Source organism: Streptomyces sp. NPDC029164, from assembly GCF_055563995.1.
The window spans coordinates 182,834-199,281 of record NZ_JBVHWW010000004.1 but is presented as its reverse complement, the minus strand read 5'-3'; the positions used below and the strand labels follow the sequence as shown (position 1 = coordinate 199,281).

At 74.5% G+C, this 16,448-nt stretch carries 12 protein-coding genes and 1 pseudogene; 3 read left to right on the top strand and 10 right to left on the bottom strand.

Annotated features, from left to right (window positions below):
• Positions 1-26: 26 nt before the first annotated feature.
• A pseudogene (locus ACZ4VT_RS06255) lies at positions 27-1,169 on the top strand (C40 family peptidase); the annotation flags it as partial.
• Here the strand turns inward: ACZ4VT_RS06255 and ACZ4VT_RS06250 are convergent.
• Genes ACZ4VT_RS06250 through ACZ4VT_RS06230 form a run of 5 tightly spaced genes read right to left on the bottom strand, consistent with a single transcriptional unit; the run spans position 1,142 to position 7,044 of the window.
• Complete coding sequence (locus ACZ4VT_RS06250) at positions 1,142-2,476, bottom strand: styrene monooxygenase/indole monooxygenase family protein (RefSeq protein ID WP_467947095.1); 1,335 nt, start codon at positions 2,474-2,476, stop codon at positions 1,142-1,144. The pseudogene ACZ4VT_RS06255 and the gene ACZ4VT_RS06250 sit on opposite strands and share 28 nt — an antisense overlap.
• A 51-nt stretch (positions 2,477-2,527) precedes the next feature.
• Positions 2,528-3,157, bottom strand: coding sequence for a GTP-binding protein (locus tag ACZ4VT_RS06245; protein ID WP_467947093.1), 630 nt, complete (start codon positions 3,155-3,157; stop codon positions 2,528-2,530).
• On the bottom strand, positions 3,138-3,527 hold the full coding sequence (locus ACZ4VT_RS06240; protein ID WP_467947091.1) for a DUF742 domain-containing protein: 390 nt from the start codon (positions 3,525-3,527) through the stop codon (positions 3,138-3,140). Before ACZ4VT_RS06240 ends, ACZ4VT_RS06245 begins: the two co-directional genes overlap by 20 nt.
• Positions 3,524-4,012 carry a roadblock/LC7 domain-containing protein gene (locus ACZ4VT_RS06235; protein WP_467947090.1) on the bottom strand — a complete coding sequence of 163 codons (489 nt, stop codon included), beginning with the start codon at positions 4,010-4,012 and terminating at the stop codon, positions 3,524-3,526. Before ACZ4VT_RS06235 ends, ACZ4VT_RS06240 begins: the two co-directional genes overlap by 4 nt.
• Positions 4,009-7,044, bottom strand: a complete 3,036-nt coding sequence (locus tag ACZ4VT_RS06230) for a sensor histidine kinase (RefSeq protein WP_467947088.1) — start codon at positions 7,042-7,044, stop codon at positions 4,009-4,011. The genes ACZ4VT_RS06235 and ACZ4VT_RS06230 overlap by 4 nt, the downstream gene beginning before the upstream one ends.
• Positions 7,045-7,550: 506 nt before the next feature.
• Here ACZ4VT_RS06230 and ACZ4VT_RS06225 point away from each other — a divergent pair.
• Positions 7,551-8,324, top strand: a complete 774-nt coding sequence (locus tag ACZ4VT_RS06225; RefSeq protein WP_467947086.1) for a hypothetical protein — start codon at positions 7,551-7,553, stop codon at positions 8,322-8,324.
• Between the two features lie 876 nt (positions 8,325-9,200).
• Here ACZ4VT_RS06225 and ACZ4VT_RS06220 read toward each other — a convergent pair.
• Both ACZ4VT_RS06220 and lon read right to left on the bottom strand, forming a co-directional pair.
• Positions 9,201-9,641 carry a MarR family winged helix-turn-helix transcriptional regulator gene (locus ACZ4VT_RS06220; RefSeq protein ID WP_234323486.1) on the bottom strand — a complete coding sequence of 147 codons (441 nt, stop codon included), beginning with the start codon at positions 9,639-9,641 and terminating at the stop codon, positions 9,201-9,203.
• A 163-nt stretch (positions 9,642-9,804) separates the two neighbouring features.
• A complete protein-coding gene (gene lon / locus ACZ4VT_RS06215) occupies positions 9,805-12,201 on the bottom strand; it encodes an endopeptidase La (protein ID WP_467947084.1) in 2,397 nt (798 codons plus the stop codon).
• A gap of 274 nt (positions 12,202-12,475) precedes the next feature.
• On the opposite strand from lon, the gene ACZ4VT_RS06210 reads away from it, so the two are divergent.
• Complete coding sequence (locus ACZ4VT_RS06210) at positions 12,476-12,640, top strand: hypothetical protein (RefSeq protein WP_467947083.1); 165 nt, start codon at positions 12,476-12,478, stop codon at positions 12,638-12,640.
• Positions 12,641-12,657: 17 nt separating this feature from the next.
• On the opposite strand, the gene ACZ4VT_RS06205 is transcribed toward ACZ4VT_RS06210, so the two are convergent.
• The 3 genes from ACZ4VT_RS06205 to ACZ4VT_RS06195 form a co-directional block, all read right to left on the bottom strand.
• Positions 12,658-13,410 carry a DUF4097 family beta strand repeat-containing protein gene (locus ACZ4VT_RS06205; protein WP_467947081.1) on the bottom strand — a complete coding sequence of 251 codons (753 nt, stop codon included), beginning with the start codon at positions 13,408-13,410 and terminating at the stop codon, positions 12,658-12,660.
• A 595-nt stretch (positions 13,411-14,005) separates the two neighbouring features.
• Entirely contained in the window at positions 14,006-14,836 is an 831-nt protein-coding gene (locus ACZ4VT_RS06200) for a sulfurtransferase (RefSeq protein WP_467947194.1), read from the bottom strand.
• A gap of 209 nt (positions 14,837-15,045) precedes the next feature.
• Positions 15,046-16,428, bottom strand: a complete 1,383-nt coding sequence (locus tag ACZ4VT_RS06195) for a glycosyltransferase family 39 protein (protein WP_467947079.1) — start codon at positions 16,426-16,428, stop codon at positions 15,046-15,048.
• Positions 16,429-16,448: the final 20 nt, after the last annotated feature.

The window sequence follows — 16,448 nt, the reverse complement described above, 5'->3', positions numbered from 1 at the left end:
GCATCGGCCGCCTCGGAGGTGATCCCATGTCACATCGGCCGTTTCGCGCCGCCTGCATCGCCGCGGTGCTCCTCGTCGCCGGTCCGCTCCCACGGGCCGGCGCCGAGCCCGCCCAGCCCGGGGCGGAGTCCGTCGGGGTCCTGCTCACCCGCCTGCAGGGGCTCTACCAGAAGGCCGAGGAGGCCACCGAGGCGTACAACGCCACCGAAGTCGCCCTCAAGGCGGGCCAGGAGGAGGAGCGGCAGCGCGCCGACGACCTCGGCCGGGCCCGTACCGCCCTCGACTCCGAGCGGAGCCTGGTCGGGAAACTGGCCCGGGAGCAGTACCAGGGCACCCGGGGCCTGTCCCCCTACGCCCGGATGCTGCTCGCCGGCACCCCCCAGGCCGCCCTGGACCAGCGTCGGCTCACCGCCCGCGAGGGCACGCGGCGGGCCGGCGTACTGAACCGGCTCGCGCGGGGCGAGAAGAAGGCCGACGAGCTCGCCGTACGGGCTCGCAAGGCGCTGGACACCCGGCAGGCCCTGGCGGCGCGGCAGAAGCTCCACAAGGACGAGGTCGCGGCGCGGCTCAAGGAGGTCGAGCGGGTGCTCGCCGCACTGACCCCCGAGCAGCTGACCCGGCTCGGGGCGCAGGAGGACAAGAACACCGCGGCCGCGCAGCGCGATCTGCTGGACTCGGGCCGGCTCCCCACGCGTACGGGCACCCCCACGGCGGCCGGCGGGGCCGCCCTCACCTACGCGGCGGCCCAGATCGGCAAACCGTACGTCTGGGGCGCCGAGGGCCCCGCGTCCTTCGACTGCTCCGGGCTCACCTCGCAGGCCTGGGCGCACGCAGGCCGCACCATCCCGCGGACCAGCCAGGAGCAGTGGGCGCAGTTGCCGAAGGTGCCGCTGGACCAGCTCCGCCCGGGGGACCTGGTGGTGTACTTCCCCAAGGCCACGCACGTGGCCCTGTACGTGGGCGGGGGCAAGGTGATCCAGGCGCCGCGGCCGGGGGCGAAGGTGAAGGTCTCGCCCCTCGCCGCGAATCCGCTCCTCGGCGCGGTGCGCCCGGACCCCGGCGGCACCCCGCTCGCGGAGTTCACTCCCCCGGCCCTGCCCGGGGCGGGTGCGACGGGCACGGCGGGGGACGACGACACCGGCTACTCGTCGGAGGAGGCACCCGCGGCTGCGCCCGCGGAGGAGGCCTCGGAGGCGGCCTCGGAGGCGGCCTCGGAGGCGGCCGCCGAAGAGGACGCCACCGACGAGGCGACCTCCGCCAGGTAGTCCGCCGCGTCCTCGGGGTCGTAGAAGTACGCGTCGAAGTCGGCAGGGTTGTCGAAGCCGTTGGCGAATCGATCCGCCACCGGCTGCAGCTGCCCGGCCGCGCCGATCAGGTTGAGCACGTGCTCCGGCGGGACGCCCAGCATGGCGTTGGTCCACTGGGTCACCGGCTTGCCCGTGGTGAACCAGAACTTGTCGAAGGTCGCCTTCATCCACGCCTCGTCGAACGGGTTGTCCCCGTGCATCAGGATCGAGGAGAGGTACGAGGCCGCGCACTTGGCGGCGGAGTTCGAGCCCTGCCCGGTGATCGGATCGTTGGCGACGACCACGTCCGCGACGCCCAGCACCAGCCCGCCGCCGGGCAGCCGCCCGATCGGATTGCGGACCATCGGCGCGTAACGCCCGGCCAGCGTCCCGCCCGCGTCCGTCAGCTCCACCTTCGTCGCCCGCGCGTACTCCCACGGCGTGAACTTCTCCATCAGCTCCAGCGTGAGCGCCAGGTGATCCGCAGGGTCCTTGATGCCGTTGAAGACGTCCAGCGGGCCCCCCGGGAGGCCCTCCCAGAACAGGATGTCCGCCCGGCCCGAGGTGGTCAGGGTCGGCATCACGAACAGCTCGCCCACGCCCGGGACCAGGTTGCAGCGCACGGCCTCCGTCTCCGGGTGCTCGGCGCGCGGCCCGAGCCCGTGCACGTACGAGACGGCCAGCGCGCGCTGCGGGGCGTCGTACGGGGAGCGCGCCGCGTCCCGCCCGAACATCGACACCAGCTCGCCCTTGCCGGCGGCGACCAGCACCAGGTCGTACGTACGGGAGAAGTAGTCGAGGTCGGCGACGGACGCGCCGTGGATGACCAGCTGCCCGCCGCGCTGCGCGAACGTGTCCAGCCAGCCGGCCATCTTCACGCGCTGGTCGACGGACTGCGCGTACCCCTTGAGGCGGCCCAGCCAGTCGACGGCGCGGCCGGCGTCGGGGGCGGCGACGGAGACGCCGAGGCCCTCGATCCTCGGGGCCTGCTGCTCCCAGAAGTTGATCTGGAGGTCGCGTTCGTGCTGGAGCGCGGTGTCGAACATGCACTGCGTCGACATCACCCGGCCGGTGCGGATCTCGTCCGCCGTCCGGTTGGACATGAGGGTGACCTCGTACCCCTTCGACTGGAGGCCGAGGGCGAGCTGGAGACCGGACTGGCCGGCTCCGACGACGAGTATCTTGCGCATCTCACGTTCTCGATTCGGGGTACGGGGCTACGGGCGTGCGGGCCCGCGGGGCTATTCGGGAGTGGTGTCGAGCGCGTGGCCCACCAGGGCCAGCAGGGATTCGACCACGGTGTGCCGGCGCCTCGCGTCCATGATCACGACGGGCACGTGGGGCGGGACGCTCAGCGCCTCGCGCACGTCCTCGGGCTCGTACGACGGCGAGCCCTCGAAGTGGTTGACGGCGACGGCGTACGGGAGCCCGCAGGTCTCGAAGTAGTCGAGGGCCGGGAAGCAGTCGCGCAGCCGGCGGGTGTCGGCGAGCACGAGCCCGCCGATGGCCCCGCGCACCAGGTCGTCCCACATGAACCAGAACCGCTTCTGGCCCGGGGTCCCGTACACGTAGAGGACGAGGTCGTCGTCGAGGGTGACGCGGCCGAAGTCCATCGCGACGGTGGTGGTGTTCTTGTCCGGGGTGCCGGACAGGTCGTCGGTGGCGACGCCGGCCTGGGTCATCACCGCCTCGGTGCGCAGCGGGGTGATCTCGGAGACGGAGGAGACGAAGGTGGTCTTGCCGACACCGAAGCCACCTGCGACCAGCACCTTGACGGCGACGGGGGCGCGGGAACGGTCGTACTGCCAGGGCTGGACGGGCTCGTCGTCCACGGCCGGCGGCAGCGGCTGATCAGAGACGGCGAAGACCACTGAGCACCCTTTCGAGCAGCGCGCGTTCGGGGCGGCCCGTGCCGTGGCCGGTCCCGTAGACCCGGATCCGGCCCTGGTCCGCGAGGTCGCTGACGAGCACGCGGACCACGCCGAGCGGCAGCTTCAGCAGCGCGGCTATCTCGGCGATCGTGCGCATGCGGCGGCAGACCTCGACGATGGCGGGCATCTCGGGCATGCGGTCGGGCTTCTGCGGCTCCGAGGCCTTGGTCTCCAGGGTGGCGACGAAGGTCTCGACGTTCAGGACCTGCGTGAAGCGGGTGCGGCCGCCCGTGAGGGAGTACGGGCGGACGCGGGCGGGGCGGCGGTCGGCGCCGCGTATCGGCAGCCGGTCGGAGGCCGTACTCCTCACGGGGTGTTCTCCATCGACTGGCGCAGCTCACTGCGGACTTCGGGGGTCAGGACGTGGCCGGCGCGGCCGACGAACAGCGCCATGTGGTAGGCGACGACGCTCATGTCGCAGTCGGGGGTGGCGTGCACGCCCAGCAGTGAGCCGTCGCTGATGGACATGACGAAGACGGAGCCGTGCTCCATCGCCACCATGGTCTGCTTGACGGAGCCGCTCTCCATGAGGTCCGCGGCGCCGGAGGTGAGGCTGCCGAGGCCGGACACGATGGTGGCGAGGTCGGCGGACGCGCCGCGCGGGCCCTTCGGCCCGGCTTTGGTCTGTGCATCGGCCGCGCCGCCCGTTGCGGGGTCGGAGGACAGGAGCAGCAGCCCGTCCGAGGAGACGACGGCGACGGAGTTGACGCCGGGGACCTCCTCGACCAGGTTGGTCAGCAGCCATTGCAGATTGCGGGCCTGGGTGCTCGGTCCGTACGTACTGGGCGCGGTCATGTGCGTGCCTCCTGTGCGGTGTCCCCCTGGTCGGTCTTGCTGTGCCCCTGCCCCTGGTCCTGCGCGTTGTCCTGGGCGAGCTCGGCGGCGACGACGCGTCGCCCGTCCTGGGCTCCCTGGTAGAAACCGCCGAGCCGGCGCCGGAGTTCGTCGGCGTCGATCCGGCGTGGTGGCTCGGGCGGCCGTACGTCGTCCGCGCGCCCGGCGGTGACGGTGCGCGGGGTCCGCTTCGGCAGGCCCTTGTCGGTGACGGCGTCGGCGGGGCCGGGGCCGGGGTCGGGGTCGGCGGGGTGACTGCCCTGCCGGGGAACCCAGTTGCCTTCGGCGGGGGCGTGGGAGTGGGAGTGGGGGTCGGAGACGGCCTCGGGCGCCGGGTCCCCTGCCGAATCCCCTGCGGGGGGCTCGGCGGTGACGACCTGGTCCGCGGGCACGTGCCCTGCCGGGTCCGCGGCGGGGAGCTCGGCCGTGAAGACCTGGTCCGCGGGCACCTGCCCTGCCGGGTCCCTCGCGGGGGGCTCGGCCGTGAAGTCCGGCTCCGCGGAGGCATCCCCTGCCGGGGGCTCGGCGGTGAAGACCTGGTCCGCGGGCACCTGCTCTGCCGGGGGCTCGGCCGTGAAGTCCGGCTCCGCGGAGGCATCCCCTGCCGGGGGCTCGGCGGTGAAGACCTGGTCCGCGGGCACCTGGTCCGCGGGCACCTGGCCCGCGGGGGGCTCCTCCGTGAGGTCCGGCTCCGCGGAGGTGTCGCCTGACGGGGGTGCGGCCGTGAAGATCTGGTCGGCGGGGGGCAGGTCAGCCTCGGCCGTGGCCGGGAGGGCGGGGCCCGCGAGGGCCTCGGCCAGGGTCACCGGGGCCACCGTGGTGGCGGGCACGCGGAAGGCCGGCTCCGGCTCCGTGTCGGCCGAGGCCACGGCGGCGTCGGAAGCGTCGACTTCCGGCTCCGCGGCAGCGGTGGTGGCGTCGGCGGTGGGGTCCGGGGCGGCGTGGGTGCCTCGGCGGCGGGGCGGGAGGGTGTTCTCGTTGGCCTCCGCGATCACGCCCGGAAGGCGCAGCGCGGGTGCGCCCGGCGTGGCCAGGGTGTGGACCGGGGAGACCGGCGGGGTGGCGGGCAGCAGCGCCGCCGGGACGACCACCAGGGCCTCGGTCCCGCCGTGCCGCCCGGCGCGCAGTTCCGCGGTGACCCCGTGCCGCGCCGCGAGGCGTCCGGCCACGTACAGGCCGAGGCCCAGGCCGTGTTCGGCCTCGGGCTCCTCGTCGTACGCCTCGGGCGTGGACAGCCGGGAGTTCAGCGATTCCAGCCGGTCCCCCGTGACCCCGATGCCCTCGTCCACGACGGACAGCACCACGTCACCGGAGTCCAGCGTCCAGCCGGACACCTTCACCTTGACGTCCGGCGGCGAGAACGTCGTCGCGTTCTCCAGCAGCTCGGCCAGCACGTGCGAGAGGTCGTCGGCCGCGTGCCCCGCGACCTGGGTGTACGAGGGCAGCGCGGCGAGGTCGACCCGCTCGTAGCGCTCGATCTCGCTGACGGCGGCCCGCATCACGTCGACCAGCGGTACCGGCAGCACCTGCCCGTGGCCGTGCTCCTGGCCCGCGAGGACCAGCAGGTTCTCGTTGTGGCGGCGCATCACGGTCGCCAGGTGGTCGAGCTTGAACAGGGTCGCGAGCCGGTCCGGGTCCTGTTCCTTGGACTCCAGTTCCTCGATGACCACGAGCTGGCGCTCGACCAGGCCCAGGGTCCGCAGCGACAGCGAGACGGAGGTCGTCGACATGACGCGGCGGTGCTCCTCCAGCCCCGCCCGCAGCTTCCCGAGCTCCTCCTCCAGCACGTCCCGGCCGGCGGTCAGCGCCTCGTTGCGGCCGATGATCCGGCGGCGGTCGGCGTCGAGCCCGGCGATCCGGGTGTGCAGGGAGACCGTCTGGTCGCGGACCGCGTTCAGGTGCCGTACGACCTCGGCGAACTCGTCGTTGCGGCCGGTGAAGCGCACCGGTTCCACCGAGCCCTCCGGCGTCGCCAGGCGTGCCGCGCCGCGCCGCAGCACGGACAGCGGCCGGGTCAGCGAGCGCGCGACGGCGGTCGAGACGCCGACGGCGACCAGGAACAGCAGGCCCAGCAGGGCGACCAGGGTTTCCAGCCGGGTCACGTCGTCGTCGCGCAGGGAGGTCAGGGCGGAGGCCCGCTGGCCCGCGAGGGTCGCCTCGACGGTCCGCATCCGGTCGATGCGTGCGGTGAGCGCGCTGCCGACGGCGGCCCCGTCGGTCTTGCGGTCGGCCGGGGTCAGGGTGGGCCGGTCGGTGAGCCGCTTGAGGAAGTCGTCGGCCGTCTTGACCTCGGGGCCGGTGACGGTGGCGGTGAGGGTCTGGCGCACGTCGGGCCGCGCGGCCCGCGCGAAGTCGTCCAGTGCGGCCAGTTCCCGTACGCGCGAACGCTGGGCGGCGGTGGTGAGTTCGTCGACCGCGGCCGAGCCCGGGGGCTGGTCGCCGCGGGGGACGGCCAGCGCGGCGAGCAGCAGTCCACGGGTGGCCGAGGCCTGTTCGACGGCCTGCCCCAGCGGGGCGAGCGGGCGGGTGGTGGTGAGGGCGGCCTCGGCGCGCGGCGGCGTCTGCTCGGCGAGCCGGTCGCCCGGGGCGAGGAGTTCCGTGAGGACGCCGGTGTAGGCCTGGTGGGCGGCGAGGGCGGTGCCCTTGCCGTCGATGGCCTCGGTGCGGACGGCCGCGACGCGGGCGAGGGCCGTGCCGAGGGTCTCGTCGACCTCGGTCGCGGCCTCGGCGATCTGCCGGTCGGTGCGCAGGATGCGTTCCTGGAGGGCGCCCTTGGCGGCGCCGGGGCGGCCCTTGGCGGCGTACTCGACCACGGCGTCACGCTCGTCGGCGAGGACGTGCGCGACGGTGAGGATCTGCCCGGTCTGCTCCGCGAGGGTGACCAGCCGCTGGGAGTCGTTCAGCTCCCTCGCGGCGGTGACGACGGAGGGTGTGCCTGCCGCGAGGACGGTGAGGCCGGCGACGGCGACGCCGATGACCAGCCTGCGGCGCACGCGGACGCGGCGTCCTGCGGGGGCCGGGCCGTCGGCGGCGGTGCCTCCCCCGGCTACCGCCGGGAGGTGCCCCCATTTTCGAGACCGCTTCTTCTGCACCGGTGCTCGCAATCCTGTACGTGTGCTTGTGCTCGTCTACTCGTGTGGCCGAGGTAACGGCCGGTCAACAAGTAAACGCCCCCTGCCCCCTCGTACCGCCTCAGACCTTTGCAGCGTGTTGGGGAGAGAGCCGCACATCGCCCACCCGGCCACTCGAACGAGTGAACATCACGGATGAGTTGGCAACCAACTCGGGCAGCCTGCCCCAGAGCGCTGCCGTGGACAGGTGGTTGAAAGATCGATACGGCCTTTGGCAGGATGCCCGCCCACATGTCCGCCCGCGTGCCGGCGCCCCGCCCGGGCCCTTGCGGCCCGCCGCCGGAGGGCCGCGTACGGGCCCGCCCGCCCCGTTCCGTTTTGGTACGGACCTGCGCGTGCGCGGGGCTGTCGCGCGGCAGAATGGTGGCATGCGCATCGATCTCGCCTCGGTCCCCGGCAACGAAGAACGCCCCAATGAGGACTGGGTGTCGGCCGCGATCCCCGCCTCGGGCGGCGGTGTCCTGGTGGCCCTGGACGGGGTCACGCCGCCGAGCGGAGAGGACGGTTGCGTGCACGGGGTTCCGTGGTTCGCGGCCCGGCTCGGCGGCCGATTGACCGAACTGTCCGGATCGCGGCGGGACATGCCGCTGGACCGGATCCTGGCCGAGTCCGTCCGCGCCACGGCCGACGCCCACCGCGACACGTGTGACCTTTCTCACGTGCGGACGCCGCAGGCGGCGGTCGTCGTGGTCCGCTGGGACGAGGCGTACGTGGAACACCTCGTGCTCTCGGATTCCGTACTGCTCCTCCAGGCGCCCGGGGGCGGGGTGACGGCGGTGCTCGACGACCGGCTGGACCGGGTGCCGCGGGAGGTGCTGCGCTCGGTGGCGTCGACGGACGGGCTGCGCAACGCGGAGGGCGGCTTCTTCACCGCCGCCGCGGACCCCGCGGTGGCGGCCCGGGCGGTGACCGGGCGCACCCCGCGCGGGCAGGTGCGGGCGGTGGCCGCGCTCACGGACGGGGCGAGCCGGTGGACGGACACGTTCGGGGAGGGCGACTGGGCCGAGTGCCTGGCGGTGCTGCGCAAGGAGGGCGCGGAGGGCCTGATCGGCCGGGTCCGCGCCATCGAGTCCGACCCGTCCCGGCCGCCGGCCCGCTACAAGCGGCACGACGACGCCTCGGCGGTGTACGCGGAGCTCTAGGCCTGTCGCCTGCGGGTTGGCTGCGCCGCTTGGGCCGGTTGTGCAGGGGCCGGACGCCGGTCGGCTGCGCCGCTTGGGCGGGGGCCGGGGTGGGGTGGGGTGGGGTGGGGTGGGGTGGGGGCCGGTTGTGCCGGGGCCGGGCGCCGGGTGGCTGCGCCGCTCGGGCCGGGTGCGGTGGGGGCCGGTTGTGCCGGGGCCGGGCGCGCGCCGGGGTGTCTCCTCGGACGCCGAACGTGACGAGGGGTCGGAGAGATCGGCCTTGTTGCGTTCGGCGCCCTGCGGGGACACCCCGACACACACCCGACCCCGTCCCAACCGGCCCGGCTGCTACCCCAACCCCTGCGACCCTCGGCACCATCCAGCTCGCCGCACCAAACTCAGCCTCCGCCGCACAAATTCAGCCCCTCCGGCGTTTGAGGAGCGGGGTCCGGGGCGGAGCCCCGATCTTTGAGCCGCACCCTTCGGCCTTGCCGCACCACCCAGCCTCGCCGCACCAAAATTCAGCCTCGCCGGCGATTGAGGCGCGGGGTCCGGGGCGGAGCCCCGATCTTTGAGCCGCACCCTTCGGCCTTGCCGCACCACCCAGCCTCGCCGCACCACCCAGCCTCGCCGCACCAAAATTCAGCCTCGCCGGCGATTGAGGCGCGGGGTGCGGGGCTGAGCCCCGGCGGCGGAGCCGCACCATCCAAGGCCCCGCGCACCACTCCAGGCCCGCCGCACCACTCCAGCCCCGCCGGCGATTGAGGCGCGGGGTGCGGGGCGGAGCCCCGGCGGGCATCGGCTCCGGGGCCGCTGCGTTCCGGCCGGCCAGGCCAAGGGCGTCCTGCGGGGTCGCCCCGGCACGGCCCCGTCCCAATCGGCGGGGCGGAGCCCGTTTTACTCGGCGCCCGCGTTCAACTGGTTGAGCAGCCGGGCCAGTTCCGCCACCTCGCCGCGGTCCCAGTCGGCGAGCTTGCGCATGTACTGCTCGCGCCGTGCGCCCCGTACCCGCAGGAACCGCTCGCGGCCCTCCTCGGTGAGCCCGACCAGGAAGGCCCGGCCGTCGGCGGGGTCCGGCTCGCGTGCCACCAGGCCCAGGACCTCCAGGGCCCGCAGCTGCCGGCTCATGGTGGCCTTGCCGACGCCGAAGTAGGCGGCGAGCTCGGTGGCCCGCTGCCGGCCGGCTGCCTCCAGGCGTACGAGGAGTCCGTACGCGGCGGGCTCCAGCTCGGGGTGGAGCTCGCGGGCCATCTCGCCTGAGGAGGCGCGGGCGCGCCGGAGGAAGACGGACAGCTCCCGCTCCAGGGCAAGGAACTCCTGGTCTTCGCTCCCGTGCACGTCCCGCTCCTTCGATGGTGTGTGGCACCCCGGTGGGTGAGGGGCCAGTATTTCGCAGCGGGTGTGCCGACGGCCCGGGACCCCGCCGGAGCGGGGAGCCGGGCCGTGCGAGGGCATGAGACAGGCGGGCGGTGGGGTGGCCGGCGGGCCGTGCGGCCCCCGGTCAGGCCGCGGCGGTGACCTCCAGCTCCGCCTGTGCCAGAGCGAGCTCCAGCACCTGGCGCACGTCCGTCACCGGGTGCACCTCCAGCCCCTCCAGCACCTCCGCCGGGACGTCGTCCAGGTCGGCCTCGTTCCGCTTCGGGATGATCACGGTGGTCAGCCCGGCCCGGTGCGCGGCCAGCAGCTTCTGCTTGACCCCGCCGATCGGCAGGACCCGCCCGGTCAGCGAGACCTCGCCGGTCATGGCCACGTCGGTGCGCACCTGCCGTCCGGAGAGCAGCGAGGCGAGCGCGGTCGTCATCGTGATGCCGGCGCTCGGGCCGTCCTTGGGCACGGCGCCCGCCGGGAAGTGGATGTGCACGCTCCTGTCCTTCAGGTCGGCGACCGGGAGTTCCAGTTCCGCGCCGTGCGAGCGCAGGAAGCTCAGCGCGATCTGCGCCGACTCCTTCATGACGTCGCCGAGCTGGCCGGTGAGGGTCAGGCCGGCCGCGCCCGTCTCAGGGTCGGCCAGCGAGGCCTCGACGAACAGCACGTCGCCGCCCGCACCGGTCACCGCGAGGCCGGTGGCCACGCCGGGGACGGCGGTGCGCCGCTCGGCCGGGTCCTGGGCGGACTCCGGCACGTGGTGCGGGCGACCGATCAGCCCCCGCAGGTCGTCCGCGCCGATGCTGAAGGGCAGTTCCCGCTCCCCCAGCTCGTGCTGGGAGGCCACCTTGCGCAGCAGGCGGGCGAGGGACCGCTCCAGGGTGCGGACGCCCGCCTCGCGGGTGTACTCCCCGGCCAGCCTGCGCAGGGCGTCCTCCTCCAGGACCACCTCGTCGGCGCCGAGGCCGGCGCGCTCCAGCTGACGGGGCAGCAGGTGGTCGCGGGCGATGACGACCTTCTCGTCCTCGGTGTAGCCGTCGAGGCGGACGAGCTCCATCCGGTCGGCGAGTGCCTCCGGGATGGCCTCCAGGACGTTGGCGGTGGCCAGGAAGACGACGTCGCTCAGGTCGAGCTCCACCTCCAGGTAGTGGTCCCGGAAGGTGTGGTTCTGCGCCGGGTCCAGGACCTCCAGGAGGGCGGCCGCCGGGTCGCCGCGGAAGTCGGAGCCCACCTTGTCGATCTCGTCGAGGAGGACCACCGGGTTCATCGAACCGGCTTCCTTGATGGCCCGGACGATGCGGCCGGGCAGGGCGCCGACGTAGGTCCGGCGGTGGCCGCGGACCTCGGCCTCGTCCCGTACGCCGCCGAGGGCGACGCGCACGAACTTGCGGCCCATGGCGTGGGCGACGGACTCCCCGAGGGAGGTCTTGCCGACGCCGGGCGGCCCGACGAGCGCGAGCACGGCCCCGCCGCGGCGGCCGCCGATGACGCCCATGCCGCGCTCGGAACGCCGCTTGCGCACGGCGAGGTACTCGGTGATGCGGTCCTTCACGTCGCTCAGGCCGGCGTGCTCGGCGTCCAGCACCGCCCGGGCGCCCCGGATGTCGTACCGGTCCTCGGTGCGCTCGTTCCAGGGAAGTTCCAGCACGGTGTCCAGCCAGGTGCGGATCCAGGAGCCCTCGGGGCTCTGGTCGCTGGCCCGCTCCAGCTTCTCGACCTCCTTGAGGGCGGCCTCCCGTACCTTCTCGGGCAGGTCGGCGGCCTCGACGCGGGCCCGGTAGTCGTCGGACTCCTCGCCGTCCTTCTCCCCGTTCAGCTCGCGCAGTTCCTTGCGCACGGCCTCCAGCTGCCGCCGGAGCAGGAACTCCCGCTGCTGCTTGTCGACGCCGTCCTGGACGTCCTTGGCGATGGACTCGGCCACGTCCTGCTCGGCGAGGTGGCCGCTGAGTGCCTTGATCGCGAGCCTGAGGCGGGCGACGGGATCGGCGGTCTCCAGCAGTTCGACCTTCTGGTCGAGGGTCAGGAACGGCGAGTACCCGGAGTTGTCCGCGAGCGCGGACACGCCCTCGATCTGCTGGACCCGGTCCACGACCTGCCAGGCGCCGCGCTTCTTGAGCCAGCTGGTGGCGAGGGCCTTGTACTCCTTGACGAGCTCGGCCACGGATCCCGGCAGCGGGTCCGGCACGTGCTCGTCCACGGTCTCGCCCTCGACCCAGAGCGCGGCCCCGGGTCCGGTGGTCCCGGCGCCGATACGGACCCGCCCGCGGCCGCGGATGAGCGCCCCGGGGTCCCCGTCGGAGAGCCGCCCCACCTGCTCGACCGTCCCGAGCACACCCGTCGCGGCGTACTTCCCGTCGATCCTCGGCACGAGCAGCACCCGCGGCTTCCCGGTGCCCGCCGCGGCCTGGGCCGCCTCCACGGCACCGCGCACCTCGGCGTCGGACAGGTCCAGCGGCACGACCATTCCGGGCAGCACGACCTCGTCGTCGAGCGGCAGCACGGGCAGAGTGAGTGTGGCGGACGTCGAAGCCATGATCTTCCCTCCGGCAGTGAAGTTGAGCTATGCCGACTCAATGCATGTGCGCCGCCCAATGTTCCCCAACCCTCGTTCGCCGACGGCGAACAGACGCGGGGTCGCCCGCGAAGGCGAGCCCGGCCTGCGACCGGGCGGGTGTCAAAGCCACCCGCTTGGATGAACGTGCATGACGGTCCACGACGTTGCCCAGAGGCTTCCCGATGTCCCCGTCGTCGGGATGCCCCTATGTCGACGACGGTCCTTGGCCGGGCGTCGTGGACTCGTCCCCGCAGTGTTCGGGCATACGTCGAGGCACGCCATCCGCCACGTCTACGCACGGCAGCCGCTCACCAGCGGGCTCATCACCAGCTTGAACTCCGGAGCGGACATGGCGCAGGTCGCCCGGGAGGCAGCAGCCATCGGCTACGCCGACGCAACGGACCTGACGCCCGGCTGAAGCCCTCGCGGCCCGCGTCACACGGCGGAGATGCGGACGTCGCCCGAGGTGGTCTTCGCGGAGAGGCGGGAGGTGGCGGTGGGGTCCTCGGTCATGCCGATGTCGCGGGCGCCGGAGGTGCTGGAGACCGCGAACCGGTACGGGGCGTGCGGGACCTTCAGCGTGACGTCGCCCGATGAGGTCTCGGCGAGCACCGAGGAGGGGGCCGCCGTGAAGTCCACGCGGGCGTCGCCGGAGTCCGAGCGGACGTCCGCGCTCGGGCCGGACAGGCCGGCCGCGGTGATGTCGCCCGAGGAGGTACGGATCTTCAGCGGGCCCGCGATGCGCTCGGCCCGGACGTCGCCGGAGTCAGCCTCGACCTCGGCGGCGGCCACGCCCGTGACGGTGATGCGGCCGCTGCTGCTCTCCAGCTTGACCTTGGCGGAGGCCGGGACCTCCAGGCGGTAGTCGACGTAGCAGCTGCCGGAGCAGCCGTGGGAGAAGGTGAGCACGCCCGCGCTGACCCGCTGGCCGGGGGTGGGGGCGGTGTCGCCCCGGTAGTGGACGGTACGGCGGACCGTGACGCCGGGCCCTGTCCCCGGGGTGACCTCGATCGAGCCGGCCCGGGTGTCCGTGACCTCGACCGCCGCGACCGCCTCGGTGACCGTGGTGTCGGCGGTCGCCGTCTTCTTCGGTCCGTCCGAGAAGGAGCAGCCGGCCAGCAGGAATCCGGTTCCGAGGACGGCAACCGCGCTGCGGGCGAGACGGCGTGACGTGGCGTGAGAAGTCATGGAACGATCCTGGCGCGCCGGCGCCGCCGGGCCGATGGTGCCGGTACCCGGACCCGGGTGGGGTTAACCCCCGCCCCGGGACCAGCCGTGCGGCCCCACTGCCGGGGCTCCGCCCCGCCCCCCGCTCCTCAAACGCCGGAGGGGCTGGATGGTGCGGCGAGGCTGGAGAGGGTGCGGCGGAGTTGGACGGTGCGGCTCAAAGACCGGGCTCCGCCCCGGGCCCCGCGCCTCAAACGCCGGCGGGGCTGGAGTAGTGCGGCGGGGCTGGATGGTGCAACAGGGCGGAAGGGTCGCAGGTGTTGGGGTAGCAGCCGGGCCGGTTGGGCCGGGGTCGGGTGTGTGTCGGGGTGATCCCCGCAGGGCGCCGAACGCTACGGGGCTCCGCTCTCCGACCCCTCGTCACGTTCGGCGCCCGAGGAGACGCCCCGGCGCGCGCCCGGCCCCGGCACAACCAGCCCCCCTCGTACCTCCCGGCCCGAGCGGCGCAGCCACCCGGCGCCCGGCCCCGCACAACCGGCCAACCCGAAGCCCACCCGAGCGGCGCAGCCAACCGGCGGCGCAGCCACCCGGCCCCCGCCCGAAGCCCGGCCAGGGCCTAGGCCGGGCCGGTGGCGACCGGGCGCAGGGGCGACGGCACGCCCCACTCGCTCCAGGAGCCGTCGTACACGGCCGTGTCCTCGTACCCGGCGAGCTCGGCGGCGAGGGCCAGTACGCATGCGGTCACCCCCGAGCCGCAGCTGAAGTAGAGGCGCCGGCGTCCGCCCGCGACCTCCTCGAAGGCCGTGCGGAGCTCCCCGGCCGACCGCATCAGGCCGTCGGGGTCTTGCAGTTCGCCGAACGGGAGGTTGACCGCGCCGGGCATGTGCCCGCCGCGCAGGCCCGGGCGGGGCTCGGGGGCGGTACCGGCGAAGCGGCCGCGGGTGCGGGCGTCGACGACGGCCGCGGCCGGGTCGGCCAGGGCCGCGGCGACGGCCCCGTTGCCGACCAGCAGTCCGGGGCGGGGCCGGGCGGTGAAGGAGCCGCGCGGGCCGTCGTACGCCGGGCCGGCGGCCTCGACGGGCAGGCCGGCGGCGGTCCAGGCGGGCAGTCCCCCGTCGAGGACGGCCACCCGGTCGAAGCCCATGGCGCGCAGCATCCACCAGGCGCGGGCGCTGGAGTAGATCCCGGCGCCGTCGTAGACGACGACGGTGTCCGCGTCGTCCACGCCGAGCTCCCGCACGGCCTCGGTGAACGCCCGCGCCCCGGGCATGGTGTGCGGGGCGGGCGCGTCGTGGTCGGACAGGGCCCCGTCGAGGTCGAAGGGACGCGCCCCCGGAATCCGACGCTCCGCACCCCGGTGGGCGCCGACGGAAGCGTCGAGGACCACGAGCCCTCCCCTCCCCAGCCGCGCGCCCAGCCACTCCGCCCCGACGAGCGGCCCAGGCAGCGGCCCAGGCAGCGCCCCGGGCAGCGGCCCAGGCAGCGGCCCGGCCTCCGGCCCGGACGGCGCTCCAAGCCCGGGCTCGTGGGGCACGGGCCCTTGGGGCGCGGCGTTCTGGGGCGCGGCGTTCTGGGGCGTGGGCATTCGGCACCTCCGGCTGTGCGACGCGGGTCGCCCCATCCTCCTCGACCGGCCCCGGCGCCCGGCCGGGCGGGTCAGGGGCAGGTGCCCGGCCGGGCGTACACCGCGATCCGGGCGCCGCGGACTCCGGTCAGCGAGCACAGTTCGAAGCGGGCGGCCAGCGCGTCCCGCTTGGCCGCCTCCCGCGGGTACGGGTCCAGCGGCTGCCCGGCCGGGTCCAGCAGGGCGATCACCCGCGGCGAGGCGAGCAGCGCCGCCCGGATCCGGTCCGGGGGCAGCTCGGTGCCCTGGAGGCTGTGCGAGGCCGCCGGGCTCCGTTCCAGGGCCACGTCGCGCAGGGGCGCGTAGACCTCGGGCGAGGAGAGCAGCCACTCGCGCCGGCGCGCGGGCATGAACACCACCGCGTCCCCCGGCCGGGCCCGTTCCCGGACCGCGGCGGCCACCGCGAGGACGTCGTCCTTGCGGCTCTCCGGCGTACGCAGCCACACCGACCAGATGCCGAACGGCACGAGCAGCGCCCCGGCCAGCACCCACGGCCACCACCCACGGGCCGCCGCCAGCCGGGCCCCGGCCAGCAGGGCGGGTCCGGCCAGCGCGTAGAGCACGTACCGGTCGACGTACCAGGGGTGCACGAGGGAGATCACCATCAGCAGCCCGGGCGGCAGCAGGGTGAGCGGAAGCGCCACCCGTACGAGGTCCTTCGCGGCTCCCCGGGCGAGCAGCAGGGCCGCGCCGCCCACCGCCCCGTACGCCGCCCAGTCCTGCCAGCTCGGCCGGCCGAGCCAGCCGAGCTGCTGTTCGGCCTGCCGGGCGCTCACCAGGGCCAGCGGCAGCAGCAGGGCCGCCACGATCCCGGCGCTCCACCGCCAGCCGCGCGAACGCCACGCGGTGAAGGCGTGGGCGAGCAGGGCCAGCACGGCGAACTCGTGCAGCCAGCAGCCGAGCAGCAGCACCACCGTGTACGCGGTCCACCGCTCGCGCAGCATCAGGTACGTCGCCCAGACCACGGCGGCCGCGACCAGGGCGTACGAGCGCCCCTCCTGGGCGTACATCTGCACGGGCGGCAGGACGGCGTACACGCATCCGGCGATCAGCGCGGCCCGTTCCCCCGCGAGCCGGTGGGCGACGGCGGCCACCCCGGCGGCCGCGAGCGCGGTGGCGGCGACGGAGGGCAGCCGCAGCGCCCACAGGCCGCCGTCCCAGAGCTGGAAAACCCCGTGCGTGAGCAGGTAGTACAGGCCGTGCACGGCGTCGACACCGTGCAGCAGTTCCCGGATCCCGCCGAGCGGCCGGTGGGCCACCTGCCAGGTGACGGACTCGTCGCGCCACATGCTGCCGCTCCGCTCCAGGCCCCAGAGGCCGAGGACCACGGCGAGCAGCGGCGGCAGCAGTCGCCAGGGGGCGATCCGGCTGATGTCGGCCTCCGGGAGCTGTCGGAACGGGTGTGCGGACTCCATACTCGGGGTTGGACCGGAGT